The organism is Streptomyces sp. NPDC043427, from assembly GCF_056436655.1.
Map to the genome: position 1 here is coordinate 112,864 of NZ_JBWKCC010000014.1, position 24,954 is coordinate 137,817.

Annotated in this window: 22 protein-coding genes, 1 tRNA gene and 1 pseudogene; 17 read left to right on the forward strand and 7 right to left on the reverse strand. The window is 69.8% G+C overall.

Translation table 11 applies throughout. The features are described 5' to 3' along the window. The first annotated feature begins 216 nt into the window (after nucleotides 1-216). From eno to AC067M_RS22890, 12 genes and pseudogenes are all read left to right on the forward strand, one after another. Nucleotides 217-1,497, forward strand: a complete 1,281-nt coding sequence (gene eno / locus AC067M_RS22835) for a phosphopyruvate hydratase (protein WP_478698851.1) — start codon at nucleotides 217-219, stop codon at nucleotides 1,495-1,497. Between the two features lie 117 nt (nucleotides 1,498-1,614). Next, a complete protein-coding gene (locus AC067M_RS22840) occupies nucleotides 1,615-2,091 on the forward strand; it encodes an FtsB family cell division protein (RefSeq protein WP_478698852.1) in 477 nt (158 codons plus the stop codon). 41 nt (nucleotides 2,092-2,132) lie between these two features. Next, nucleotides 2,133-2,582, forward strand: a pseudogene (locus AC067M_RS22845) (DUF501 domain-containing protein); the annotation flags it as partial. 210 nt (nucleotides 2,583-2,792) lie between these two features. Then, nucleotides 2,793-3,746 carry a Ppx/GppA phosphatase family protein gene (locus AC067M_RS22850; RefSeq protein ID WP_478698935.1) on the forward strand — a complete coding sequence of 318 codons (954 nt, stop codon included), beginning with the start codon at nucleotides 2,793-2,795 and terminating at the stop codon, nucleotides 3,744-3,746. A gap of 161 nt (nucleotides 3,747-3,907) precedes the next feature. Continuing rightward, a complete protein-coding gene (locus tag AC067M_RS22855) occupies nucleotides 3,908-4,324 on the forward strand; it encodes a WXG100 family type VII secretion target (protein ID WP_478698853.1) in 417 nt (138 codons plus the stop codon). A gap of 54 nt (nucleotides 4,325-4,378) precedes the next feature. After that, entirely contained in the window at nucleotides 4,379-4,690 is a 312-nt protein-coding gene (locus AC067M_RS22860; RefSeq protein WP_478698854.1) for a WXG100 family type VII secretion target, read from the forward strand. Next, nucleotides 4,690-6,402 (forward strand): RNase A-like domain-containing protein, encoded by a 1,713-nt coding sequence (locus AC067M_RS22865; RefSeq protein ID WP_478698855.1) that lies wholly within the window; start codon nucleotides 4,690-4,692, stop codon nucleotides 6,400-6,402. The genes AC067M_RS22860 and AC067M_RS22865 overlap by 1 nt, the downstream gene beginning before the upstream one ends. Nucleotides 6,403-6,446: 44 nt before the next feature. Continuing rightward, a complete protein-coding gene (locus AC067M_RS22870; protein WP_478698856.1) occupies nucleotides 6,447-7,106 on the forward strand; it encodes a hypothetical protein in 660 nt (219 codons plus the stop codon). Nucleotides 7,107-7,115: 9 nt separating this feature from the next. After that, the gene (locus AC067M_RS22875) at nucleotides 7,116-7,421 is read left to right on the forward strand and encodes an RNase A-like domain-containing protein (protein WP_478698857.1); all 306 of its coding nucleotides are present in this window, start codon (nucleotides 7,116-7,118) and stop codon (nucleotides 7,419-7,421) included. Between the two features lie 13 nt (nucleotides 7,422-7,434). Beyond that, entirely contained in the window at nucleotides 7,435-8,115 is a 681-nt protein-coding gene (locus AC067M_RS22880; protein WP_478698858.1) for a contact-dependent growth inhibition system immunity protein, read from the forward strand. Between the two features lie 420 nt (nucleotides 8,116-8,535). Then, nucleotides 8,536-9,936, forward strand: a complete 1,401-nt coding sequence (locus AC067M_RS22885; protein ID WP_478698859.1) for an NAD(P)/FAD-dependent oxidoreductase — start codon at nucleotides 8,536-8,538, stop codon at nucleotides 9,934-9,936. A gap of 190 nt (nucleotides 9,937-10,126) precedes the next feature. Next, entirely contained in the window at nucleotides 10,127-11,422 is a 1,296-nt protein-coding gene (locus tag AC067M_RS22890) for a class I SAM-dependent methyltransferase (protein ID WP_478698860.1), read from the forward strand. A gap of 70 nt (nucleotides 11,423-11,492) precedes the next feature. Here AC067M_RS22890 and AC067M_RS22895 read toward each other — a convergent pair whose 3' ends face one another. Next, complete coding sequence (locus tag AC067M_RS22895) at nucleotides 11,493-14,021, reverse strand: ABC transporter permease (RefSeq protein WP_478698861.1); 2,529 nt, start codon at nucleotides 14,019-14,021, stop codon at nucleotides 11,493-11,495. A gap of 45 nt (nucleotides 14,022-14,066) precedes the next feature. Then, nucleotides 14,067-14,837 carry an ABC transporter ATP-binding protein gene (locus tag AC067M_RS22900; protein WP_478698862.1) on the reverse strand — a complete coding sequence of 257 codons (771 nt, stop codon included), beginning with the start codon at nucleotides 14,835-14,837 and terminating at the stop codon, nucleotides 14,067-14,069. Nucleotides 14,838-15,230: 393 nt separating this feature from the next. Here AC067M_RS22900 and AC067M_RS22905 point away from each other — a divergent pair. The 3 genes from AC067M_RS22905 to AC067M_RS22915 all read left to right on the forward strand — a co-directional run bounded on the left by AC067M_RS22905 (nucleotide 15,231) and on the right by AC067M_RS22915 (nucleotide 17,807). Then, nucleotides 15,231-15,313: transfer RNA gene (locus AC067M_RS22905), tRNA-Leu, on the forward strand. 201 nt (nucleotides 15,314-15,514) lie between these two features. Then, nucleotides 15,515-16,690 carry a 4-hydroxybenzoate 3-monooxygenase gene (locus AC067M_RS22910; RefSeq protein WP_478698863.1) on the forward strand — a complete coding sequence of 392 codons (1,176 nt, stop codon included), beginning with the start codon at nucleotides 15,515-15,517 and terminating at the stop codon, nucleotides 16,688-16,690. A gap of 226 nt (nucleotides 16,691-16,916) precedes the next feature. Then, nucleotides 16,917-17,807 carry a Bax inhibitor-1/YccA family protein gene (locus AC067M_RS22915; protein ID WP_478698864.1) on the forward strand — a complete coding sequence of 297 codons (891 nt, stop codon included), beginning with the start codon at nucleotides 16,917-16,919 and terminating at the stop codon, nucleotides 17,805-17,807. 109 nt (nucleotides 17,808-17,916) lie between these two features. On the opposite strand, the gene AC067M_RS22920 is transcribed toward AC067M_RS22915, so the two are convergent. Continuing rightward, complete coding sequence (locus AC067M_RS22920) at nucleotides 17,917-18,147, reverse strand: DUF4287 domain-containing protein (protein ID WP_389425036.1); 231 nt, start codon at nucleotides 18,145-18,147, stop codon at nucleotides 17,917-17,919. Nucleotides 18,148-18,247: 100 nt separating this feature from the next. Here AC067M_RS22920 and AC067M_RS22925 point away from each other — a divergent pair, with 100 nt between their 5' ends. Next, entirely contained in the window at nucleotides 18,248-18,559 is a 312-nt protein-coding gene (locus tag AC067M_RS22925; protein ID WP_478698865.1) for a hypothetical protein, read from the forward strand. Between the two features lie 12 nt (nucleotides 18,560-18,571). Here AC067M_RS22925 and AC067M_RS22930 read toward each other — a convergent pair whose 3' ends face one another. The 3 genes from AC067M_RS22930 to AC067M_RS22940 form a co-directional block, all read right to left on the reverse strand. Continuing rightward, a complete protein-coding gene (locus tag AC067M_RS22930) occupies nucleotides 18,572-19,354 on the reverse strand; it encodes a hypothetical protein (RefSeq protein ID WP_478698866.1) in 783 nt (260 codons plus the stop codon). A 272-nt stretch (nucleotides 19,355-19,626) separates the two neighbouring features. Continuing rightward, nucleotides 19,627-20,847 (reverse strand): acetyl-CoA C-acetyltransferase, encoded by a 1,221-nt coding sequence (locus tag AC067M_RS22935; RefSeq protein WP_478698867.1) that lies wholly within the window; start codon nucleotides 20,845-20,847, stop codon nucleotides 19,627-19,629. 243 nt (nucleotides 20,848-21,090) lie between these two features. After that, nucleotides 21,091-22,119: an SGNH/GDSL hydrolase family protein gene (locus AC067M_RS22940; protein ID WP_478698868.1), complete on the reverse strand. Its 1,029-nt coding sequence runs from the start codon at nucleotides 22,117-22,119 to the stop codon at nucleotides 21,091-21,093. Nucleotides 22,120-22,267: 148 nt separating this feature from the next. On the opposite strand from AC067M_RS22940, the gene AC067M_RS22945 reads away from it, so the two are divergent. Beyond that, nucleotides 22,268-23,656: a cystathionine beta-synthase gene (locus AC067M_RS22945; RefSeq protein ID WP_478698869.1), complete on the forward strand. Its 1,389-nt coding sequence runs from the start codon at nucleotides 22,268-22,270 to the stop codon at nucleotides 23,654-23,656. A 327-nt stretch (nucleotides 23,657-23,983) separates the two neighbouring features. Here AC067M_RS22945 and AC067M_RS22950 read toward each other — a convergent pair whose 3' ends face one another. Then, nucleotides 23,984-24,808 (reverse strand): helix-turn-helix transcriptional regulator, encoded by an 825-nt coding sequence (locus AC067M_RS22950; RefSeq protein ID WP_478698870.1) that lies wholly within the window; start codon nucleotides 24,806-24,808, stop codon nucleotides 23,984-23,986. Between the last annotated feature and the right edge of the window lie 146 nt (nucleotides 24,809-24,954).

The following is a 24,954-nucleotide window of genomic DNA, read 5'->3' on the forward strand; positions in this document are numbered from 1 at the left end:
GCGTCTTCCCCCGTACGCACCGGAGCGGGGTTTTTCTTTGCCCGCCCTTCGCCCGCAATCTCCGTGCGCTCTTTGTTCCGGCCGGGAACAATGTGTACGGTCAGCCTGTCCACGGGGCGGTCGGTCGGATGCCGATGCCGCGGGGGCGGTTAGGCTCTAGTCGCAAGGCCCGCGGGCCCCGCACTTCCAGCGTCACATCCCAAGAAGGAGATGCTCGTGCCGTCCATCGACGTCGTCGTAGCCCGGGAAATCCTGGACTCCCGAGGCAACCCCACGGTCGAGGTCGAGGTCGGCCTCGACGACGGCAGCACGGGTCGTGCCGCCGTCCCCTCCGGCGCCTCCACGGGCGCCTTCGAGGCCATCGAGCTCCGCGACGGTGACCCGAACCGCTACCAGGGCAAGGGTGTCGAGAAGGCCGTCCTCGCCGTCATCGAGCAGATCGGCCCGGAGCTGGTCGGCTACGACGCCACCGAGCAGCGTCTGATCGACCAGGCGATGTTCGATCTGGACGCCACCGACAACAAGGGCTCCCTCGGCGCCAACGCCATCCTCGGCGTCTCGCTCGCCGTCGCCCACGCCGCCTCCGAGGCCAGCGACCTCCCCCTCTTCCGCTACCTGGGCGGCCCGAACGCGCACCTGCTGCCGGTGCCGATGATGAACATCCTGAACGGCGGCTCGCACGCCGACTCCAACGTGGACATCCAGGAGTTCATGATCGCCCCGATCGGCGCGGAGTCCTTCTCCGAGGCGCTGCGCTGGGGCACCGAGGTCTACCACACCCTGAAGAAGGTCCTGAAGAGCAAGGGCCTGGCCACCGGCCTCGGCGACGAGGGCGGCTTCGCCCCGAACCTCGGCTCCAACCGTGAGGCCCTCGACCTCATCCTCGAGGCCGTCAAGGAAGCCGGCTACACCCCCGGCGAGCAGATCGCCCTCGCGCTCGACGTCGCCGCGTCCGAGTTCTACAAGGACGGCTCCTACGTCTTCGAGGGCAAGACGCGCTCCGCCGCCGAGATGACCGACTACTACGCCGAGCTCGTCGAGGCGTACCCGCTGGTCTCCATCGAGGACCCGCTGTTCGAGGACGACTGGGCCGGCTGGAAGACCATCACCGAGAAGCTCGGCGACAAGGTCCAGCTCGTCGGCGACGACCTGTTCGTCACCAACCCCGAGCGTCTCGCCCGCGGTATCGAGGAGGGCGCCGCCAACGCCCTGCTGGTCAAGGTCAACCAGATCGGTTCGCTGACCGAGACCCTGGACGCCGTGGAGCTCGCCCAGCGCAGCGGCTTCAAGTGCATGATGTCCCACCGCTCCGGCGAGACCGAGGACGTCACCATCGCCGACCTGGCCGTCGCCACCAACTGCGGCCAGATCAAGACCGGCGCCCCGGCCCGCTCCGAGCGCGTCGCCAAGTACAACCAGCTGCTGCGCATCGAGGAGATCCTCGACGACGCGGCGGTGTACGCCGGCCGCAGCGCGTTCCCGCGCTTCAAGGGCTGAGCGCCCAGGGCTGACCCGAACCGGGTCACGCCTTAGCCAGTCGTACGTACGTCCCCGTACTCGGTCCCGTACCGTGTGCGGGGACGTACGCACGTGTGAAACGGGAGGCGCGGGGACATGGCCGTGAAGGACCGGGACCGTTTCTCCACCGCGACCAGGATCCGGTTGCTCGGTGAGCAGACGGCGGCCCGTGTCTACCGCTCCCAGACCAAGCGGCAGGCCCGCCGCTCCCGCCTGACCAGCCGGGCGGCCCTGCTCGCCCTCGTGCTGTGTTCGCTGATCGTGGCGCTCGCCTATCCGATAAGGCAGTACGTCTCCCAGCGCGCCGAGATCGCCGATCTGGAGCGGGAGAAGGCACAGGCCAGACAGCGGGTCGAACAGTTGCGCGACCTCAAGGCGCGCTGGCAGGACGACGCGTACGCGGAGCAGCAGATCCGGCAGCGGCTGCACTATGTGCTGCCCGGCGAGACCGGCTACATCGTGATCAACCCGGCCGCGGCCAAGCAGGCACGTGCCGACCTGGTGGCGGCCGACCGCCCCTGGTACTCGAACGTCTGGGACGGGGTCGACAAGTCCGACGCCTCGGACCAGTGAGACCCGACCAGCGAGACCGATAGACCGATAGAAAGACAGGCATGGAAACGCCCCCGCCGACCACTCCGCGCACCGAGCCCACCGACGCGGACGTCGAGGCCTTCAAGCAGCAGCTCGGACGCCCGCCACGCGGGCTGCGCGCCATCGCGCACCGGTGCCCGTGCGGCCAGCCGGACGTCGTCGAGACCGCCCCCCGCCTGCCCGACGGCACGCCCTTCCCGACGCTGTACTACCTGACGTGCCCGCGCGCCGCCTCCGCGATCGGCACGCTGGAGGCGAACGGCGTCATGAAGGAGATGACGGAGCGGCTGCAGACCGACCCGGAACTCGCCGCCGCGTACCGCGCCGCCCACGAGGACTACATCGCGCGCCGTGACGCCATCGAGGTCCTCAAGGGCTTCCCGAGCGCGGGCGGCATGCCGGACCGGGTGAAGTGCCTGCACGTGCTGGTGGGCCACTCGCTGGCCGCGGGCCCGGGGGTGAACCCGCTGGGCGACGAGGCGATCGCGATGCTGCCGGAGTGGTGGCTCAAGGGGCCGTGCGTGCAGCCGCTCGCGGCACCCGACCCGGCGGACGAACTCCCCGGCGCGGAGGGTGCGGTCGCCGACCCCGCCGAGGCCCGCAGCGGCTCCTTCGCCGAGGCTCCCGCCGTCCCCGCCGGTTTCAGCCGGGTCGCCGCCGTCGACTGCGGCACGAACTCCATCCGGCTCCTCGTCGCCGACGTCCACCGGGCCACGGGTGAGCTCCGGGAACTCGACCGGCGCATGACGATCGTGCGGCTCGGCCAGGGCGTGGACCGCACCGGCCGGCTCGCCCCCGAGGCGCTGGAGCGCACGTTCGCGGCGTGCCGCGAGTACGCGGACGTGATCCGTGAACTGGACGCGGGCAAGGTGCGGTTCGTGGCCACGTCGGCGTCCCGGGACGCCTCGAACCGCGACGACTTCGTGCGCGGCGTGGTGGACATCCTCGGCGTCGAGCCCGAGGTCATCTCCGGCGACCAGGAGGCCGAGTTCTCCTTCACCGGGGCGACCAAGGAGCTGACCGGCCACCACCAGGGGGGCGCGGAGCGCCCTGCGAAGGAGGGTCGTGGGCGACGGGCGGGCGACCTGCCCACGCCCTACCTGGTCGTGGACATCGGCGGCGGCTCGACCGAGTTCGTCGTCGGCGACGACCACGTCCGCGCGGCGCGCTCCGTCGACGTCGGTTGCGTCCGTATGACCGAGCGGCACCTGGTCCGGGACGGGGTCGTGTCCGACCGGCCCACCGCCGAACAGATCGCCGCGATGCGCGCCGACATCGAGACGGCCCTCGACCTCGCCGAGGAGACGGTGCCGCTGCGTGAGGCACGCACGCTGGTGGGCCTGGCCGGTTCCGTGACGACCGTGTCGGCGATCGCCCAGGAGCTGCCCGAGTACGACTCGGAGGCCATCCACCACTCCCGCGTCTCCCGCGACAAGGTCCGCGAGATCACCGACTGGCTGCTGAGCTCCACCCACGCCGAACGCGCCGCCGTGCCCTCCATGCACCCCGGCCGCGTGGACGTGATCGCCGCGGGCGCCCTGGTCCTCCTGTCGATCATGGAACGCATCGGCGCCGAGGAGGTCGTGGTGAGCGAACACGACATCCTCGACGGCATCGCCTGGTCCCTCGCCTGAACCGGCTCGCCGCGCAGTCGCTTTCCGGCCCCCGGGCATCCGCGTGGATGCCCGGGGGCCTGTGAGCCTCGACTCAGGTTCCTGACCGTCAAAGGTCCTTGAGCTAGGCTCACATGTGCGAATCGTGGGATCACGGACACTGATGTGGCGGGGGATGCGTCATGGCAGAGCCGCAGGGCGCGAAGGGCGCCGCGGATCTTCGGGCGAAGCACGAGGACCTGACCAAGCTCGCCGACGATCTGAACGACATGCAGGACTACCTGACCCGTCAGGTGCGGCGCATGGACGGCATCGTCGACAGCATCGAGGCGGGCTGGCAGGGCCCGGCCGCCACGGCATACCGCAGGTTCCACCGCGCTGCCGCCGAGGACGCCGTGCGCGTCCGCGAAGTCATGAAACTGCTGGAGTCGGCGGTGCGGTTGAGCCGGGACGGCTTCACGGAGCGAGAACTGGCCGTTCTGGACAGCCTGCGCCGGATCCAGGTGGACGTCGCCAGTGAGGTGGACCGGCTGTCCACGCCGAACCTGCCCACCGCCGAGCCGCCGACGCGGCCGAACAGCAGCCTCGACGACTTCTGACACCGCCGTCCGGCATCCGCGTCGCGGACTGCCGGCTCGAGGGACGGGGAACACATGCCGCCCAGCGCCGGAGACGACCACATAACCGTCAGGCTCGCCACGCTGCAGCACCTCGCGGGCGAGTTGGAGGACATCCTCAAGCAGCTCAACGGCAAGCTCGACGACCTGTACGACCGAGTGGAACCGGTCGTACTGTCATGGAGCGGTGAGGCCCGCGAGGCCTTCGTCGACAAGCTCGACGAGTGGGATCGCTCGGCGCAGGACCTGAAAGCGGCCCAGAAATGGCTGCACGAGGTCGTGACCACCGGCCGGACCAACTACACGGCCGCGCACCTGGCAGTCCTGCGCGGCTGGGGAGCTGCCTGATGGCGACCCCCTCGGCGACGCCGGGCGGCGGAACCATCGACGTCAAGCCGTCCAACCTGCACCAGGTGGCGGGCGGCTTCGCGGCACAGCAGACCCCCTTCGACAAGGCTGCCAAGGACCTTCTCACCGCCCTCAAGGAATATCCCGACGCGGGCGGCTACGGGACAGCGGCACAGGCCTTCGCGACGGCGTACGTCAAGGCCGGTAACCAATTCCTCGACGTGTGGGCCAAGTCCGTGGTCAGTGTCGGAGGAGCGGCGGTCGGTTTCGCGACGACGGCCAACAACTACGCCAAGGCGGAGGCGGCCAACGACGCCTCGGGCCAGACCGTCGCCCGGACCCAACCGCCGCCCGTCGTCATCGACACCGTGCCCGACTACGGCTCGGTGCCGGATCTGAAATGGGGCGACGACGACGGCGGTGACGACTTCATCCGCTCCATCCTGGAGTGGATCCCGGATCTGGTGTGGCACATCATCCGTCCTCTCCTGGAGCACGCGTTCCGCTGGGGCAAGGTCGCCGAGGTCTATCCGTTCCCGCAGCAGCACTACCTCAACTCGCTGTCCCAGGCCTGGTCGAACACGACCATGTCGCTGTCCATGACGGAGAGCGGTCTGACCGGGCTCGTCAGCGGCATCACCCAGCAGAGCAACAGCGAGTGGTACGACGCGATGCGGAAGTTCTGCAGCTCGCTGTGGGGGACCGCGGACTGGGGGCAGAGCAGGGCGGGCTACGAGTGGAAGCACGACAGTTCCGCCTCCCCGACCGCCAGCCACCCGGTCATGACCGTCCTGTTCGACACCGCGAAGAAGATCAGCGACCTCCTGCGCGAGTTCGCCGAGGCCGCCGTCGACCTGAACGGCAAGGTGTGGGACATCTACATGGAGGCGGTCAAGCAGGCCGTCGGCAACATCGACCTCAGTGACGGCGTGGACCTCAACGACGTCAAGGAGGGCGCGAAGGGAGTGGGCCGCTTCCTGAAGGGGCTAGCCACAGGCGCCGCGGAACTCGGCGCGGAGATCACGCTCAACATCGACACAGCCGCCCTGAACGCCGTCGTCGAGTCGTACAACCGCCGCGTCAACGCGCTCACGCCCCAGTTCGACGCACTCATGGGTCCCCTGGAGGAGGCGCGTCGCAGCGCCCCGACCTATGCCGCGGAGGAAGCGCGTGCCGAGGCCTTCGGGGCGCGGGCGTTGAACGACTTCAAGCAGGAGCACAAATACACCACCGACGCCGACGAGAAGAACCACTTCTACGCGATCGACCTGGCCAACGCGGAAGGTCTGTACGGCGGACACAGCGTGGACAAGCACGTGGGCAAGACGGACGAGCAGTTGGCGCAGCGGCTCAGGGACCAGCAGGTCGTCCGCCCCGACGGCTCGGTACGGCCGCTGGCGGCGTCGTCGTTCACGGACCTGGCGTCCGCTCAGCGGCTCACCCAGGCGACCCTGGACGACATCGGCAACGCCGAGAAGATCGAGCGCTGGCTGGACCGGCTCGAACAGCAACCGGTCGCCAACGAGAGATCGACCCTGACCCTGGACAGGTCCTTCACCGATGTGACGGGGCGCACCGTGTCCCGTACCGCCTACGACGCGGACGGACTGCAGGCGCGGGGGACCGACGCGCACGGCGTCAACGTCGTCCTGCGGTACAAGAGAGGCATCGACCCACCCTTTGTCGTCCTCACGTCCATGCCGACCGCATGACGGTCGGCGACCGAGCTGGAAGCGGAAAGGAGCAGCGGCCGGCCGTGACTACGTACACCGGTGCCGTCTTCAACAACGGGGTGGTGGCGAGGCTCTTCGACATCCTCGCCACGGCACGCGAACGGGGCGAGACGGCGCCGTTCACCGAAGAGATCGCGCGCGTCAACCGGACCCTGGACAGCTGTGCCACCACCAGGTGGGCCATGCCGAGCGCCACGCTGGCCGCTCTGCTCGATCTCGTCGCGGAAGAGCTGCGGACCTCCCCCGACAGGGACCTGCCACCGGGGTTCCTGCAGAGGCTCGACGCGCTGGCAGGGGATCAGGACAGGACGGCCTTCCTCACGGATACGGCCTCGTCACTGAGGACGTCACAACGCGAGGGGATCGCCCGGTTCGAGGACGTCCCGATGTCCGCCTGGGAGGCGGAACTGAGGTACACCCATCTGCGGGACTTCTCCTGGTGGGTCGAGTCGGACGAGTACGACACCTTCGAGGACGGTGTGCTCGCGGGGGTGACCAGCGAACACCCGGGCGGCTGCGCGCACGTGCTTCCCCCCTTCGTCGCGGAACTCCACGAGGCGCTGCTTCTCGAAGGGGACACGCGATCCGTCGCCTCCCTCCGGTCGGTGGTCCCCTGGGCCACACCACCCGTCCTGCGGGACGTTCTGCGAGCCGCCTCCGCCCACCTCCTCGAAGCGCACTGAGGCCTTCCCGTGCCCCGACCGAACCGTTCCGCCACGTATCCCGACCGGGAAACCGCCCAATGGGCCACCCAACAGACCGTCACCGCCAACGAACAGCTCATTCACCGCTGGCTCGCCCAGTCGACCCGCCCGCGCCTGACCATCGAGGCGGCCTGGCCCTCCCGTCCCGACCCGGTGGGCAGAGTCCTGCTCCAGGCGATGATGCTGGCGGGCCGCGGCCCGGTCGACGTACGGGCGGCCCGGGTGATCCTCAGGCGGGACAACGCATCCCCGCACGGCTTCGTCGTGCACGCCACCTTCCCGATCCACCTGTAGAGGCCGTCGCCCCATGCCCATGAGCCCCCTCGAGCACGACCGCCGCTACGGCGAGCTGGACCAGGTCATGCGCGCGTACGCCGGGCTTGCCCCCGACGACACGGAGGACCGGCCGAGCACCGCCCTGACCGCTTACCTGCGGCACACCTGGCACAACCGGCCCTGGGCCCTCGGCATGGCCGAGGCGCAACTGCGCGAGTACGCCCGCAATCCCCCGGGGACTCTGCGGCGCCGGCTCGGCGAGTTCTACGCGGTGCCCGATGTCGGCCTGCCCGAAGCCGGTGTCCAGGACTGGCTGCTGCTCGTCGCCGACCACATCAGGCGCAGTGTGGAGGAGGGCGAGGTACCGGCCCCGTCGGCCCCGGTCACCCACTGGGAGTGGCACGCCCGGTTTCCGGAGCTGGGGCAGTTCCTGGGCGGGTGGTTCTCGCAGGACATGCCCGATGAGTTCGGGACGCGGGACGACCCTCATGGGGCAGCCCTCGCCGACTACGCCGCTGCCACGGATCCGCAGATCGTCGCCCGTGTCGTGGGCGAGCTACGGGAACTGCTCACGCTGGAGCTCGACGAGTCGGAGTACGCGCTGGGCATGGCCGAACTCGGCATGGAAGTCGACTGGCCGGCGCCGTACGCGCCGAGCGGCTGGCTGGCTGCGGTGGCCGAGCGGCTGGAGACCTTTTCTACTGGCCAGTAGCCTCGGTTGAGCAGGTCGAACAACGTATGAGTGCGCCTGAGAGGGTCACGTGTCCCCCTTCCGTGGCCCCCCGCCGGAAAAGTTCGTGAAGTTCTTCACAAGGAATTCGGCACTCCAGAGCGAAGAGATGGGTCGGGTTGACCCTTCTGGGGGCCCAACGAGCCTTTGAACGTGTTCAGAAGCATGGTATGGGGGTGCGCTGGAAGGCCTCTGGAGGGAGGGTCGAGAGGAGGCTCACAGGGGGCCTCGTGACCCAGAGAAGCAGCTCACGCGGCATTGACAACGACGCGCGGTGCACAATGGATCCCGGTTGTCATCATGATGTGGATCACGCGAGCCGGGGAGGATAACACACACCCCGTCGGAGCTTGTGAAGGGGCGCACGAGCGACCCCCTAGGGGCGGGTGGATACTCGATGGCATGAGCACCACGGAGCGTCCCAGGATCCTCGTAGTAGGCGGTGGGTACGTAGGCCTGTACGCAGCTCGGCGCATCCAGAAGAAGATGCGCTACGGAGAGGCGACCGTCACGGTCGTCGACCCCCGGTCGTACATGACCTACCAGCCCTTCCTTCCCGAAACCGCCGCCGGCAGCATCTCCCCGCGTCACGTCGTCGTCCCGCTGCGACGCGTGCTTCCCAAGGCGGAGGTTCTCACCGGTCGGGTCACCACCATCGACCAGGACCGCAAGGTCGCCACGATCGCCCCGCTGGTCGGCGAGGCGTACGAGCTGCCCTTCGACTACCTGGTCGTCGCGCTCGGCGCGGTCTCCCGCACCTTCCCGATCCCCGGCCTCGCCGAGCAGGGCATCGGCATGAAGGGCATCGAGGAGGCCATCGGCCTGCGCAACCACGTCCTCGAGCAGCTCGACAAGGCCGACTCCACCACCGACGAGGAGATCCGCCGCAAGGCGCTCACCTTCGTCTTCATCGGCGGCGGCTTCGCCGGCGCGGAGACCATCGGTGAGGTCGAGGACATGGCCCGCGACGCGGCCAAGTACTACAAGAACGTGTCCCGTGAGGACATGCGCTTCATCCTCGTCGACGCCGCCGACAAGATCCTTCCGGAGGTCGGCCCCAAGCTCGGCCAGTACGGCAAGGAGCACCTGGAGGCCCGCGGGGTCGAGGTCTACCTCTCCACCTCCATGGACTCCTGCGTCGACGGCCACGTCGTGCTGAAGAACGGCCTCGAGGTCGACTCCAGCACGATCGTCTGGACCGCCGGCGTCAAGCCGAACCCGGCCCTGTCCCGCTACGGCCTGCCGCTCGGCCCCCGCGGTCACATCGACTGCGCGCCGACGCTCCAGGTCCAGGGCACCGACTACATCTGGGCCGCCGGCGACAACGCCCAGGTCCCGGACGTCGCCGCCCGCAAGGCCGGCGTCGAGAACGCCTGGTGCCCGCCGAACGCCCAGCACGCGCTGCGTCAGGCGAAGGTCCTCGGCGACAACGTGGTCTCCGGCATGCGGGGCTTCCCGCAGAAGGAGTACAGCCACGCCAACAAGGGCGCGGTGGCCGGCCTCGGCCTCCACAAGGGCGTCGCGATGATCGTCATGGGCAAGATGAAGATCAAGCTCAAGGGCCGTCTCGCCTGGTACATGCACCGTGGCTACCACGGTCTGGCCATGCCGACCTGGAACCGCAAGATCCGCGTCTTCGCCGACTGGACCCTCGGCATGTTCCTCAAGCGCGAGGTCGTCGCCCTCGGCGCCCTGGAGACTCCGCGCGAGGAGTTCTACGAGGCCGCCAAGCCGGCGCCGGTCGCCGCCGCGAGCAGGGCCGAGAAGACCGAGAAGTCCGGGGAGAAGGCCAAGGCCTCCTGACCCTCCCGGTCACCTGATCCACCCGAGGGACCTCCCGCCATCCGTGGTGCGGGAGGTCCCTCTGCGTCCGTCGGTGTTCGTACGAGAGTTTTTCCTCAGACGTAACGCGCGTGGGGGACTGTGGCCGGGCCCCGCAGGTGTTTACGTGGTGCTGGACATTCCGGGATCGATTGTCACGGAGGTGTGCACCATGGCCGATGCCGCGCTGCGGCTCAAAAGCCTGCTCGAACAGGTACTGGGAGCCCCGCTCCCGATCCGGATCCGCGCCTGGGACGGTTCGCAGTCCGGACCGCCGGACGCGCCGGCACTGGTCGTCCGCAACCGCCGCGCCCTGCGCCGACTGCTCTGGAAACCCGGCGAGTTGGGCCTCGCCCGCGCCTGGGTCGCCGGGGACCTGGACATCGAGGGCGACCTCTACCAGACCCTCGACCTGCTCGCGGGGACCGTCTGGGAGCGCGGTGAGGACGCCAGAACCCTCAGCCAGGCGCTGCGCGACCCCGAGGTGTGGGCCGCCGCCCGCGGCCTCGTGAGACTCGCCGGCCTACCGCTGCCGCCGGCCCCGCCCCGCGAGGAGGTCCGGCGCCGCCGCCACCTCCACACCCGGCACACCGACCGACGCGCCATCAGCCACCACTACGACGTCGGCAACGACTTCTACGAGATCGTTCTCGGCCCGTCGATGGTCTACTCCTGCGCCTACTGGCAAGCCCCCGAACCCGAGGCCACCCTCGAGGACGCCCAGCGCGACAAGCTCGAACTCATCTGCCGCAAGCTCGATCTGAGACCGGGGCGGCGCCTGCTCGACGTCGGCTGCGGCTGGGGCTCCCTGGCCGCGCACGCCGCCCGCGAACACGGTGTGAGCGTCGTCGGCGTCACGCTCTCGCAGGAGCAGGCCGCGTACGCCCGTAAACGCGTCGCCGACGAGGGCCTCACGGACCGGGTCGAGATCAGGGTGCAGGACTACCGGGACGTCACCGACGGGCCGTACGACGCGATCTCCTCCGTAGGCATGGCCGAACACGTCGGCGCCGACCGGTACCTGGAGTACGCCCAGGACCTGTACGCCCTGCTGCGCCCCGGTGGCCGGCTGCTCAACCACCAGATCGCCCGCCCCCCGCAACACGACGAGTCGTCGTACGACGTGGACGAGTTCATCGACGCCTACGTCTTCCCCGACGGCGAACTCGTCCCGCTCGGCACCACCGTCACCCAGCTGGAGCGCGCCGGGTTCGAGGTGCGGGACGTGGAGTCGATCCGCGAGCACTACGCGCTCACCCTGCGCCGCTGGGTCGCCAACCTGGAGGCCGGCTGGTCGCGCGCCGTGGCGCTGGCCGGGCCAGGCCGGGCCCGGGTCTGGCGCCTGTACATGGCGGCCTCCGCGCTGTCCTTCGAACGCAACAACATCGGCGTCAACCAGGTCCTGGCGGTGCGCACCCCCGGCTCCGGAGCCTCCGGGATGCCGTTGCGGGCCCGTACCTGGAACTGACCGGGACCGACCGCGAAGGGCCCCGCTCCCGGTGCCGGGAACGGGGCCCTTCGCGGCCGTGGGCGTGCCGCTACTCGGACTTGATCGCCGTCAGCATGTTCAGGCGGGCCGCCCGCCGGGCCGGCCACAGCGCCGCCAGGATGCCGACCGTCGCCGCGAGGATAAGGAACACGGCCATCCGGGCCCAGGGCAGGACCAGCTCGTACGTCGGCATCTTCGTGCCGATGAGCTCACCGGCCGCCCAGCCGAAGAACACCCCGAGGCCGATGCCGAGCACGCCGCCGAAGAGGGAGATGACCAGGGACTCCAGGCGGACCATCCGCTTGATGCCCTTGCGGTCCAGGCCGATCGCGCGCAGCATGCCGATCTCCTGGGAACGCTCGAAGACCGACATGGCCAGGGTGTTGATGACCCCGAGCACCGCGACGATCACGGCCATCGCGAGCAGCCCGTAGAGCATGTTCAGCATCAGCGTGAACATCTTCGCGATGTCGTCGGAGAGGTCCTGCTTGCTCTGGACCTTGATGGCAGGGTTGGAGCCGAGGGCCTTCTCCAGCCGGTCCTTCGTCGCGTCGGACGGGCCGTCGGACGTCTTGACCATGACCTGCATGTCCGCCGTGTCCGTCTGGTGCGGGGCCAGGGTGGTCAGGTCGACCATGATGCCGCGGACCAGCTCGTTGCCCTCGTAGACCCCGGCGACGGTCAGCCGCTGCTTCTTTCCGTCCTCGAACGCCGCAGTGAAGGCCGAACCGGCCTTCCAGCCTTGCGCCTTGGCGGTGTCGGCGTCCACGACGACCTTGTCGCCGCCGACCTCGAACCTGCCGTTGTCGACCTTGAGGTCGGTCAGCTTGCCGATCGCGGCGCCGTTGACGCCGGTCAGGTACTCGGTCTCGCCGTCGATGCGGGAGGGGGCGTTGCGCAGCGGACTGATGTCGGTGACGCCCTCGGTGGCCGTCAGCTTCTTGCCGACGTCGGCGGAGAGCTCGTTGCCGTTCGCCATCGACACCACGTAGTCGGCGCGGATCGCGGACGATGCCATCTTGTCGATCGACTTCTGCAGGCTGCCCGCCATCACCGTCATACCGGTGATGAGGGTCAGGCCGATCATCAGCGCGGAGGCCGTGGCCGCCGTACGGCGCGGGTTGCGCAGCGAGTTCTGCCGGGCCAGCTTGCCCGAGACGCCGAACGCGCGCAGGACGGGGGCCGTCGCCGCGATCAGCGGGCGGGACAGCAGCGGGGTCAGGATGAACACGCCGATGATGAGCAGCACCGCGCCGAGGCCCATGGGCGCCTGCCCGTCCGAGCCGCTCATCGTCGTGGCGGCCAGGACGACCGCGACGCCCGCCGCCGAGAACAGGGCCCCGATGGTGTTGCGCAGCACCAGCGACCGGGTGGTCGCCTGGGCGTGCACGCTGCTCATCGCCGCGACCGGCGGGATCTTCGCGGCCCGGCGGCCGGGCAGCCAGGCGGCGAGCATGGTGATGACGATGCCCACCGCGAGGGCGGCGGCAATGGTGCTCGGGGTGATGACCAGCGGCCCGTCCGGCACGGTCGCGCCGAGCGAGCCCATCAGGGAGCGCAGCCCGGCTCCGATGCCGATACCGGCGACGAGGCCCGTCACACCGGCGACCGTGCCCACCACGAACGCCTCGATCAGCACCGACCGGGTCACCTGCCGGCGGGAGGCGCCGACCGCGCGCATGAGTGCCAGTTCCTTGGTGCGCTGGGCGACCAGCATGGTGAAGGTGTTGGCGATGATGAACGTGCCGACGAAGAGGGCGATGCCCGCGAAGACCAGCAGGCCCTGCCGCAGTCCGCTCATCGAGGAGGAGATCGCCTCCGCCTGGTCGTCGGCGAGCTCCTGGCCGGTGGTGGTCTCGGTGACGCCCTTCGGCAGCGCCTTGTCCAGCGCGGCCTTCAGTGCCGGCTGGCTGGTGCCCGCCTTCGCCTTCACGTCGATCTCGTCGTAGGCGCCCGGCTTGCCGAACAGCTTCTGGGCCGTCGCCGTGTCGAACAGGGCGAGGCTGCCGCCGGCGGCGACGTTGCCGTCGTCGGTGGTGAAGATGCCGGCGATCTTCGGGGAGAGGACGGGCCCGTCGATCGAGAGGCGCACGGTGTCGCCGACCTTGTACCCGGCGCGCCGCGCGGTCTCCGAGTCGATGGCGACCTGCTTCTCGCCGTGTGGCGCGGAGCCGGACTTCAGCGGGTACCGGGGGTCCTTGTCGCCCCAGTAGTTGCCGCCCTGCGACTGGAAGCCGCCGCCGATGAGCTTGTCGTCCTTGTCGGCGATGGCGGTGAAGCCGCTGACGACGCCGATGGCAGAGGCGGCCTCCGGCACCCTGGCGCTCCGGTCGAGCAGCGCCTGCGTCAGGTCGGGCGTCTTGCCGAGCGTGTCGCCCTTGTCCTCCTGGTACTCGGCCGACACGGCCACGTCGACCTGGTCGAAGCCCTTGGCCGAGCTGTTCTGGTAGGCGTCGGAGATGGTGTTGGTGAAGACCAGGGTCCCCGACACGAAGGCCACGCCGAGCATCACGGCGAGCACGGTCATCAGGAGCCGGGCCTTGTGCGCGAGTACGTTGCGCAAGGCGGTACGGAACATGAGGTTGTCTACTCCGAAGGTTCTTGACCGGGTGTCAGCCGGGCGTCAGCTGGTGCGGCCCTTGGCGTCGAACTGCTTCATCCGGTCGAGGACCGAGTCGGCCGTCGGCCCGTACACCTCGTCGACGATCCGCCCGTCCGCGAGGAACACCACCCGGTCCGCGTACGCGGCGGCCACCGGGTCGTGCGTCACCATCACCACCGTCTGCCCCAGCTCGCGCACGGAGTTGCGCAGGAAGCCCAGCACCTCGGCGCCGGAGCGGGAGTCGAGGTTTCCGGTCGGCTCGTCGCCGAAGATGATGTCCGGCTTGGCGGCCAGGGCGCGGGCGACGGCGACGCGCTGCTGCTGACCGCCGGAGAGCTGGGAGGGCCGGTGGCTCAGCCGGCCGGAGAGCCCGACCATCTGAATGACCGTGTCGAGCCACTGCTTGTCCGGCTTGCGGCCCGCGATGTCCATCGGGAGGGTGATGTTCTCCAGGGCGGTCAGCGTCGGCAGCAGGTTGAACGCCTGGAAGATGAAGCCGATCTTGTCCCGCCGCAACTTGGTGAGCTGCTTGTCCTTCAGGGAGCCCAGCTCGGTGTCGCCGATGCGCACGGAACCCGAGGAGAAGGTGTCGAGCCCGGCCACGCAGTGCATCAGCGTGGACTTGCCGGAGCCCGAGGGGCCCATGATCGCCGTGAACTCGGCCTGGCGGAAGTCGACGGAGACCCGGTCGAGGGCGACCACCTGGGTCTCGCCCTGTCCGTAGATCTTCGACAGATCCGTGGCACGCGCGGCCACGGTGGTGGTCCGGTCGGCGATGGGAGTGGTGGTCACGGGTTGACGCTCCTGGGGGACGACGGTGGTTTCTCGAGGACGTGAACCATCGTCTCGGCAAGGCGCGTACTTGTAGTCACCCGTTGTTCTGGTTCCGAAGACAGACTCGGGTCTGACCGCGGGCCGCCGTGTCATACCTGGGGATGACGGCCGCCCCCTGCGAGCGGGTGAGTCAAGAACAGGTGGAGCCCCCTTGTTCGGGCGGTGAAATTCCGTCATTCCGCATGCGCGACCGGCCGCCGCACGACAGGCTAGTGGCAAGTGCTGATGGCCCGTACCGTGTGCTGATGCACCCTCAGGCGCCAATAAAATAAGACAACATCGGTCCGCCCGTCCGCTGTTCGGGGGATGTATCCCGATAGTCTCGGAACCTCGACGCGGAGCCCATGGCCTGCCCGGATGGTGGAATGCAGACACGGCGAGCTTAAACCTCGCTGCCCCTCGCGGGCGTACCGGTTCAAGTCCGGTTCCGGGCACCTCCGACGCTGTTCGGATTGGCTGCATCGTCCATTGAGGACTTCACCGCAGCCACACCCCAACCTCACGGCACGCTTCACCGCGCGACCGTTGACAGCGGGTGGAGGCGGGCGCAGACTCACGGGCGGAAGCAGGTGAAGAAAACTTCACTGAGCGAACACGAGCCCCCGCACGACACCGCCCACCGAAGGGAACGCCCGATGCGCACCACCGTCGGCATCATCGGCGCCGGCCCGGCCGGCCTCCTCCTCGCCCGGCTGCTGCACAACGCCGGCATCGACTCGGTCGTCCTGGAGAGTCGCGACCGCGCCTACGTCGAGCACCGGCAGCGCGCCGGGATCCTGGAGCAGGGCACGGTGGACGTGCTGCGCGCGGCCGGGGCCGCGGAGCGCATGGACCGCGAGGGGCTGCGCCACGACGGCATCGAACTGCGGTTCGACAAGCAGCGGCACCGCGTCGACTTCCCCGCCCTCACCGGCGGCCGGTCCGTGATGGTCTACGCCCAGACGGAGGTCTGCAAGGACCTGATCGCCCTCCAGCTCAAGGACGGCGGCCCGCTGCTCTTCGGGGCCGAGGCGCTGACCGTGGAGGGCGCCGACACCGACAGCCCGCGCGTCCGCTTCCGGTACGAAGGGGTCGAGGACGTCCTCGACTGCGACTACGTCGTGGGCTGCGACGGCTTCTGGGGCGTCGCGCGCAAGGCCGTCCCGGCCGAGCTGACCCGGGTCTTCGAGCGGACGTACCCCTTCGGCTGGCTCGGCATCCTCGCCGACGTCGCCCCCTCCCACGACGAGCTCGTCTATGCCCGCCACGACCGCGGCTTCGCCCTGCTGTCCATGCGCTCCCCGTCGGTCTCCCGCCTCTACCTCCAGGTCCCCGAGGGCACGGACGCCGAGGCGTGGGGCGACGACGAGATCTGGGACGAGCTGGAGCGCCGCTTCGAGACCGCCGACGACTGGCGCCTGGAGCGCGGCCCGATCACCCAGAAGTCGGTCACCCCCATGCGCTCCTACGTCCACGAGCCCATGCGGCACGGCCGGCTCTTCCTCGCCGGGGACGCGGCCCACATCGTGCCGCCCACGGGCGCGAAGGGGCTGAACCTCGCCGTCGGGGACGTCGTCACCTTCGCCAGGGCCCTGACGCACCAGAAGGAGACGGGCTCCTCCGACCTCCTCGACGCCTACTCGCAGACCTGCCTGCGCCGCGTCTGGCAGGCCGAGCGGTTCTCGTACGACATGACGACGCTGCTGCACCGGGCCCCCGACGCCACCCCCTTCGAGGACCGCCTCCAGCTCGCCCGACTGGAGCGGATCGCGTCCTCGCGGGCCGCCGAGACGGACCTGGCGGAGGGGTACACGGGGTTCGCCTTCGGCTGAGCGTGCGGGGGAAGGGTTCGCTCCGGATAAGGGCCTGATCACCGGCCGGTTCCGGACGTGTCGCGGGTTGGTCATGAATGAGCCCGCCCGGTGCCGGGAATCACGCTTGCGCGTAGCGTGTTGCGCACGTGGCAGGGAAAGATCCTACTCAAGCACTAGGGTCATTTCTTTGCCCTTCCATTACTCTTGAGGCCAAGGCTACGCAGGGTGGCCACGGAGGAGTGAAATGAGGAGCAGCAACCCGGTCTTCTCGCGACGGGGGTTCAGCCGCGACAACGGCTACGCGGGCTTCAACACCGCGCCGCAGGCCGGGGGCGCCGCTGTCGGAACGCAGGGCAATCCCTATGCCCAGCCGGCCGGCAACCCGTACGCGCAGAACCCCTACGCCCAGCAGGGCCAGCAGTACGGCGCGCCGCCGCAGGCGCCGGCCACCACCGGCCGCATGACGATCGACGACGTCGTCCTGCGCACGGGCACGACGCTCGGTGTCCTCATCGTCACCGCCGCGCTCGCCTGGGCGCTGCTGCCGGTGGACGACGCCAACATCGGACGGTCGTACGGCATCGGTATCGGTGCCGCGCTGATCGGTATGGTCCTGGCACTCGTGCAGTCGTTCAAGCGCCAGGCCTCGCCGGCGCTGATCCTGACGTACGCGGCGTTCGAGGGTGTCTTCCTCGGTGTCGTCTCCAACGTCGTCGACAGTCGTATCGCCGACGGCGCGGCCATGCAGGCCGTGATCGGCACGATGGCGGTCTTCGCCGGTGTGCTGGTGGCGTACAAGGCGGGCTGGATCCGCGTCAACCGCCGCTTCTACGGCTTCGTGATGGCGGCCGCGCTCGGCTTCGTCCTGCTGATGGCGGTCAACCTGCTGTTCGCGGTGTTCGGCGGCGGTGACGGCCTCGGCTTCCGCAGCGGTGCGATGGGTGTCTTCTTCGGCGTCGTCGGCATCCTGCTCGGCGCCTGCTTCCTCGCCCTGGACTTCAAGCAGGTCGAGGACGGCATCGCCTACGGCGCTCCGCGCGAGGAGGCGTGGCTGGCCGCGTTCGGCCTGACGCTGACGCTGGTGTGGATCTACATGGAGTTCCTGAGGCTCATCTCGATCCTCAACAGCGACTGATCCGCGTCGGCGGAGTTCGCCGACGGTAGGGCACCGAAGGGCCCCGGGAACTTCTCCCGGGGCCCTTCGCCGTTGTGCCGCCGTTCTGTGTGCTTCTCCAGGTGCGCGCCTAGAGCAGTTTGCGCGCGGCCCTCCTCAGGTCGTACTCGTGGATGATCGCCTTCGCGTGGCCGTACGCGAGGTTGTGTTCGTGGCGGAGCCAGCTGACCTTCTCCTCGAAGCGGAAGAGGGCCGGACCGTCCTCGACGGTGCGCAGCCAGTCGGCGACTTCACGACCGGTGCAGTGGGGGATGCGGGCGAGCATGTTGCGGTGGGTCTCCTCGGAGAAGACTTGGGACATCGGCGCCTCCGGACGCAATGGGATGTAAGCCGGTCCTTCAGGTCACCGTGCCTGAGCGTTCGCGTGTTGGCAACAGTCCGGGTGCGAGTACGCTCACCGCGTGGTGGATACGACGCGTCTGAGCCGAGCCGTGGATCACTTCGCCGACCGGTTGCGGGCGGCGCCACAGAGCCGCTTGCAGCGAGGCGCTGCGGCGGAGGCGCTGGGGTTGGCCAGGGAGTTGGCCCGGTGGGCCCAGAGGACGGAGTCGCCGGGGGCCGAGCCTCGGGAGATGCCGGATGCGGGGATGTTTGCAGCGGCAGATCAGATCACTGTGGCCGGGCATGATCTGGCGGTCGTGCTGGGCAGTGAGGCCGAGGTGAGTGAGGCGGTGCGGTTGGTGGAGGAGGCGCAGCGGAGGGCGGGGGTGTAGGTCGCGTCAGACCTACAAGGACGCTATGACCCGGTCCGCCAGGATGTAGACGTTCTCCTCGCCGCATTCGAAAGTGAGGGTGTACGCGCCTGAGATGCCGGAGCCGCCGAGGAGGATCGGGGCTTCGCCGGCGGTGAGGGCGGCGGCCAGGCGGTCGGCGGTTTCGCGGTGGCCCGGGGTCATGCAGAGGGTGGTGCCGTCGGCGAAGACGTAGACGTCGAGGGTGCCGAGAGGGCCGGGGCGGACGTCGGTGAGCTCGACGCGGGACGCGGCCAGTTCCTCGAGGATGGCGACGGTGCGCTCGTGGTCGTTCACGACCGGTGACTGGACCGGGACGAAGTCCGGGTGGGAGGGGTGGCGGCGGCGGGCCGCGGCCAGTTCCGGGGAATCGCCGGAGAAGTCGTCGGCGTCCGCGGTCGGCTCGGCCACCGGCTCCAGGCCCACGAAATCGGCCTGACGGGGCAGGAACAGCTCGCTGTCCGGCAGACCCAGCAGGGACGGCGCGTCGGAGGCGTCACGGGCCTCCTGGGCCGCCCAGAACGCCCGCGCCTCGGCCAGCTCGCGCTCGCGTTCCTCGGCGAGCGCCTCGGCGACGGCGGCGCGTATCTCATCGGCGTCGGCGGTGCTGCGTGCAGCGGGCACGAGTCCACGGGTCGCGGCCGCATGGTTCTCGGCGAGCTGCGTGTGCAGGGCCGCGACCTGTCGGCGCAGCAGCACGAGGGTGCGCAGGACGGCGACGCCCACGGCGCCGGTGGCGGCCGTGGTGACCAGCAAGGCGATCGGCATGGCGCTCACTGACGTACTCCCGGTTCAAAATCGACCCCCGACTTCCTACATCAGCTTGAAGGGTGGACTATCCAGCTGTCAGTGCGTAACGTCACGAAACGGACAGGGTCCTGGGGGTTGCGTCCCGTGCGAAGCATCGCTGACCTGCGTGAATCCCTGCGGTGAGGGAGATAGGTCACATCCTGAGGGAGATTGGATCACAAAACAGCCCAGAGCCCGGGCGATTCCCGGACTCTGGGCCGTGGGATCACGATGGGTGCCGTGACGGCTACCCAGGGGGGTCAGCTCAGGCGCTCGATGACCATCGCCATGCCCTGGCCGCCGCCGACGCACATCGTCTCCAGGCCGAACTGCTTGTCGTGGAACTGGAGCGAGTTGATTAGCGTGCCGGTGATGCGGGCGCCCGTCATGCCGAAGGGGTGGCCGACGGCGATGGCGCCGCCGTTGACGTTCAGCTTGTCGAGGTCGATGCCGAGGTCCCGGTAGGAGGGGATCACCTGGGCGGCGAACGCCTCGTTGATCTCGACGAGGTCGATGTCGTCGATGGTGAGACCGGCCCGGCGCAGGGCCTGCTGGGACGCCTCGACCGGGCCGAGGCCCATGATCTCGGGGGAGAGGCCGGAGACGCCGGTCGACACGATGCGGGCGAGCGGGGTGAGGCCGAGCTCGCGGGCCTTCGTGTCGCTCATGATGACGACCGCGGCGGCGCCGTCGTTGAGCGGGCAGCAGTTGCCGGCGGTGACCAGGCCGTCGGGGCGGAAGACCGGCTTGAGGCCCGCCACGCCCTCCATGGTGACGCCGGCGCGCGGACCGTCGTCCTTGCTGACGACGGTGCCGTCGGGCAGGGTCACCGGGGTGATCTCCCGCTCCCAGAAGCCGTTCTTGATGGCTTCCTCGGCGAGGTTCTGCGAGCGGACGCCGAACTCGTCCATGTCCTGCCGGGTGACGCCCTTGGAGCGGGCGAGGTTCTCGGCGGTCTGGCCCATCGCGATGTACGGGTCGGGGACGAGGCCGTCCTCACGCGGGTCGTGCCACGTGGTGCCCTCCTGCTCCGCGACGGCGGCGGTACGGGCCTCGGCCTCGGCGAAGAGGGGGTTGCGCGTGTCGGGCAGGCTGTCGGAGTTGCCCTTGACGTAACGGGAGACCATCTCGACACCGGCCGAGATGAAGACGTCGCCCTCGCCGGCCTTGATGGCGTGCAGGGCCATGCGGCTGGTCTGCAGCGACGAGGAACAGTAGCGGGTGATCGTGCAGCCCGGGAGGTGGTCCATCCCCATCTGTACGGCGACGATACGGCCGAGGTTGTTGCCCTGCTCGCCGCCGGGCAGGCCGCAGCCGAGCATCAGGTCCTCGATGTCCTTCGGGTCCAGCTCGGGGACCTTGGCGAGGGCGGCCTGGATGATCGTGGCGGTCAGGTCGTCCGGGCGCAGGTCCTTCAGGGAGCCCTTGAATGCGCGGCCGATGGGGGAGCGGGCGGTCGAGACGATCACGGCTTCGGGCATCACGGCTCCATTGACACGTGGGGTTGGGCAGGGCTGCTTGGCAAGTTACCCGTACGTATGGCTGGGGTCACGGGCTGGGCGGTGTGACTCAGACCGCAGTTTACTAAGCGCTTGCTTTTTTCCTTCGGCGGTTGAGCCGAAGTAGGCGCGGGCCTGGGCGCCGGCCGTCCCTGGGGGCTGCGCCCCCGGGCCCCCGTCGGCCTGAACGGCCTCGTCCTCAAACGCCGGACGGGCTGAATGTGCTCACGGCGACGAAGGAGCAGGCGCCGGCTCCACCTCCGGCATCCTCCGCCTGCGCCTCCGCTTCAGCAGCGCCCATGGCCCCCGGGGACCGGTCGGCATCGCCGCCGCCACCTCCGTTCCCGCCTCCGACGCCGCCTCCGCCGCCGCTCGGGCCACCGGCAGGAACCCTTCGCGGCGGAAGACGTCCGGCCGCTCCTCCTCCGCCGGCCACAGGCCGAGCGCCGCGCACACGGTCGGCAGGACCGCCATCGCGGCGGTGGCGTACCCCTCCGCCGAGGGGTGGTACTGGTCCGGCCCGAACAGCTCGCGCGGGTTCGCCGCGAACTCGGGGCCCAGCAGGTCGCCCAAGGACACAGTGCGGCCGCCCTGTTCGACGACCCCGATCGTCTGGGCGGCCGCCAACTGGCGGGAGGCTCTGCGGGCCAGCCAGCGCAGGGGCTGCTGGACCGGCTCGATCGTGCCCAGGTCCGGACAGGTGCCGACCACCACCTCCGCACCGGCCGTCCGCAGCCTCCGCACCGCCGTCGCCAGGCAGCGCACGGAGCGGGTCGGCGGCATCCGGTTCGTCACGTCGTTCGCGCCGATCATGATCACGCAGATGTCGGGCACCGGGCCCGGAGCCGCCAGCACCTCGGCCACCTGGCGTTCCAGGTCGTCGGACTGGGCCCCGGGCAGGGCGACGTTGCGCAGCTCCACCGGACGTTCCGCCACCGCCGCGAGCCCCGACGCCACCAGCGCGCCCGGCGTCTGCCCGGCCCGGTGCACGCCCTGGCCCGCGGCCGTGGAGTCACCCAGCATCGTCAGACGCAGGGGCGGTTGTGTCGGGGTGGCGTAGACGTCGCCGTACAGTCCCTGCGCGTTCGGTACGTGCGGGAGCGTGCCGTTGTTGCCCACCTGACGGCGGGCCAGTTGCACCTCGGCCAGCAGCAGGCCGACCGCCGCCGCCCCCGCCAGCCCGATGCCACCGCCGCCGTACGCCGCACCGGCCGCGATGCGCCGCGCCACCCGCGCCCTCGACATGCTGCTCATACGTCGCCGCCACCTCCTCGTAGCCGTACATCCACTCCTTGCCCCGTACCGACCGTCGGTCAATCTCAACCGGGAGTGAACGCCTGCGGCGGGCCGTAGGCTGGCGGCACCACTACGACCACGTTTTTGCAAGCATCCGGAGACAACGGTGCAATTCCACGACTCGATGATCAGCCTCGTCGGCAACACCCCGCTGCTGAGGCTCAACAGCGTGACCAAGGGCATTCAGGCGACCGTCCTGGCCAAGGTGGAGTACTTCAACCCGGGCGGTTCCGTGAAGGACCGCATCGCCCTGCGCATGATCGAGGCGGCCGAGCAGAGCGGCGAGCTCAAGCCGGGCGGCACGATCGTCGAGCCCACCAGCGGAAACACCGGTGTGGGCCTGGCCATCGTGGCGCAGCAGAAGGGGTACAAGTGCATCTTCGTGTGCCCCGACAAGGTATCGACGGACAAGATCAACGTGCTGCGCGCGTACGGCGCCGAGGTCGTGGTCTGCCCGACCGCCGTGGACCCGGAGCACCCGGACTCGTACTACAACGTCTCCGACCGGCTGGTGCGTGAGACACCGGGCGCCTGGAAGCCCGACCAGTACTCCAACCCCAACAACCCGCTCTCCCACTATCACTCCACCGGCCCCGAGCTGTGGGAGCAGACGGAGGGCCGGATCACCCACTTCGTGGCCGGTGTGGGCACGGGCGGCACCATCTCGGGCACGGGCCGGTACCTGAAGGACGCCAGCGACGGCAAGGTGCAGGTCGTCGGCGCCGACCCCGAGGGGTCCGTGTACTCCGGCGGGTCCGGGCGGCCGTACCTCGTCGAGGGCGTCGGTGAGGACTTCTGGCCGAGCGCCTACGACCGGACCGTCGCCGACGAGATCGTCGCCGTGTCCGACAAGGACTCCTTCCAGATGACGCGCCGGCTCGCCAAGGAGGAGGGCCTGCTCGTCGGCGGCTCCTGCGGCATGGCCGTCGTGGCGGCGCTGCGGGTCGCCGAGCGGCTCGGTCCCGACGACGTCGTGGTGGTCCTGCTGCCCGACAGCGGGCGCGGCTACCTCAGCAAGATCTTCAACGACGAGTGGATGGCCGACTACGGCTTCCTGGAGGACGAGGGCCCCAGCGCCCGCGTCAGTGACGTCCTCAACGACAAGGAGCACGGCGCCATCCCGTCCCTCGTCCACATGCACCCGGACGAGACGGTCGGTCAGGCCATCGAGGTGCTGCGCGAGTACGGCGTCTCACAGATGCCGATCGTCAAGCCGGGCGCCGGTCACCCGGACGTCATGGCCGCCGAGGTCGTCGGCTCCGTGGTCGAGCGCGAGCTGCTCGACGCCCTGTTCGCCAAGCGGGCCTCGCTGGAGGACCCGCTGGAGAAGCACATGTCGGCGCCGCTGCCCCAGGTCGGCTCCGGCGAGCCGGTCGGGGACCTGATGTCCGTGCTCGGCGCGGCGGACGCGGCGATCGTGCTCGTCGAGGGCAAACCGACCGGTGTGGTCAGTCGCCAGGACCTGCTGGCCTTCCTCGCCAAGGGCGGAAAGTAGCGGGAAACGTCCGGTGAACGGGCGGTGCTGACGGCGAACTTCCGTTTACCTACCGGAGTGGTGGACTTCGCGGAAGTGGTACGTGCGTGTCACGTCCGCGCAGCACCCGCTTAACACGCGTCCGGCACATTGGTGGGTGTCGGCAAGGGCGGGAGCGGCTCCCCGCCCCGGCCGGCACCGAACGTCCTAGGACCTCCGGAGCGGCTCCCGGACCTCCATGGACGCCGGACGTGAGACCCGGCCTGACCCGGTCAACGTCCCTCGCGGGGACCGCCGTCGTCCCGCCCCCCGTCAACGGGGGTGCGGCGGTCCCCGCGGATACTTCTTCTACGCGCCCGTGGTGGCCCAACTGCCGAGCAGCGCCAGCCTCTCCGCCGTTTCCGAACCCGGCTCCGGCGTGTAGACCAGCAGCGTCTGGGCTCCGTCTCCCGGGACCGTCAGGGTTTCGTACGGGAAGGTCAGCAGGCCCGCGACCGGGTGCTGGACGCGTTTCACGCCGTAGGCGCACTCCCTGACCTGGTGGTCGGCCCACAGGCGGCGGAAGTCCTCGCTCTTGAGGGACAGTTCGCCGACCAGCGCGGTGAGTTTCCGGTCCTCCTGGTGGTGACCCGCCAGTACCCGCAGGTGGGAGACGCACTGGGCGGCCACCGCCTGCCAGTCCGGGTAGAAGTCGTGGGCGCCGGGGTCGAGAAAGACGTGACGCGGGATGCTGCGGGCCGTGGGCGCCGTACCGCCGTAGCCGAAGACCGCGTCGGCCAGGGGGTTCCACGCGAGGACCTCCATGCGGTGGTCGATCACGAACGCGGGGGTGCGGTCCATGCTGTCGAGCAGCAGTTGGACGCCCGGGCGGACACGGGGCGTCGCCGGCCGCGCGGCCTGCTTGCGGGGGCGGGCCACCGCGTGCAGATAGGCGTGCTCCGTCTCGTCCAGACGCAGCACCCGCGCCACCGCGTCCAGCACCGCGTCGGAGACGCTCGGGCCGCGTCCCTGTTCCAGGCGGATGTAGTAGTCGACGCTCACCCCCGCCAACTGCGCCACCTCCTCGCGGCGCAGGCCCGGGACACGACGCCGCCCGTACGAGGCCAGCCCCACCTCCTCGGGCTGGATGCGGGCACGGCGCGAGCGCAGAAAATCTCCGAGTTCCCCGTCCATGCGTTCGATCGTAGGGGAAACGGCGCCTGCTCAACCTGGTACTGGCAGACCCAGGAAAAGCGCATCCCTGGGTGGCGCCGGCGGTTCGGACGAGGGTGGTGGTCGTCGCCGGACGGACCGGCGACGCGAACATCCAGGGAGCACTT

Coding starts and splice junctions, on each gene's coding strand:
- AC067M_RS22840 (WP_478698852.1), top strand. CDS start 1,615: ATGGCCGTGAAGGACCGGGACCGTTTCTCCACCGCGACCAGGATCCGG.
- AC067M_RS22880 (WP_478698858.1), top strand. CDS start 7,435: ATGCCCATGAGCCCCCTCGAGCACGACCGCCGCTACGGCGAGCTGGAC.
- AC067M_RS22890 (WP_478698860.1), top strand. CDS start 10,127: ATGGCCGATGCCGCGCTGCGGCTCAAAAGCCTGCTCGAACAGGTACTG.
- AC067M_RS22940 (WP_478698868.1), bottom strand. CDS start 22,119: ATGAGCAGCATGTCGAGGGCGCGGGTGGCGCGGCGCATCGCGGCCGGT.
- AC067M_RS22950 (WP_478698870.1), bottom strand. CDS start 24,808: ATGGACGGGGAACTCGGAGATTTTCTGCGCTCGCGCCGTGCCCGCATC.
- AC067M_RS22895 (WP_478698861.1), bottom strand. CDS start 14,021: ATGTTCCGTACCGCCTTGCGCAACGTACTCGCGCACAAGGCCCGGCTC.
- AC067M_RS22865 (WP_478698855.1), top strand. CDS start 4,690: ATGGCGACCCCCTCGGCGACGCCGGGCGGCGGAACCATCGACGTCAAG.
- AC067M_RS22910 (WP_478698863.1), top strand. CDS start 15,515: ATGCGCACCACCGTCGGCATCATCGGCGCCGGCCCGGCCGGCCTCCTC.
- AC067M_RS22885 (WP_478698859.1), top strand. CDS start 8,536: ATGAGCACCACGGAGCGTCCCAGGATCCTCGTAGTAGGCGGTGGGTAC.
- AC067M_RS22935 (WP_478698867.1), bottom strand. CDS start 20,847: ATGCCCGAAGCCGTGATCGTCTCGACCGCCCGCTCCCCCATCGGCCGC.
- AC067M_RS22915 (WP_478698864.1), top strand. CDS start 16,917: ATGAGGAGCAGCAACCCGGTCTTCTCGCGACGGGGGTTCAGCCGCGAC.
- AC067M_RS22920 (WP_389425036.1), bottom strand. CDS start 18,147: ATGTCCCAAGTCTTCTCCGAGGAGACCCACCGCAACATGCTCGCCCGC.
- AC067M_RS22855 (WP_478698853.1), top strand. CDS start 3,908: ATGGCAGAGCCGCAGGGCGCGAAGGGCGCCGCGGATCTTCGGGCGAAG.
- AC067M_RS22860 (WP_478698854.1), top strand. CDS start 4,379: ATGCCGCCCAGCGCCGGAGACGACCACATAACCGTCAGGCTCGCCACG.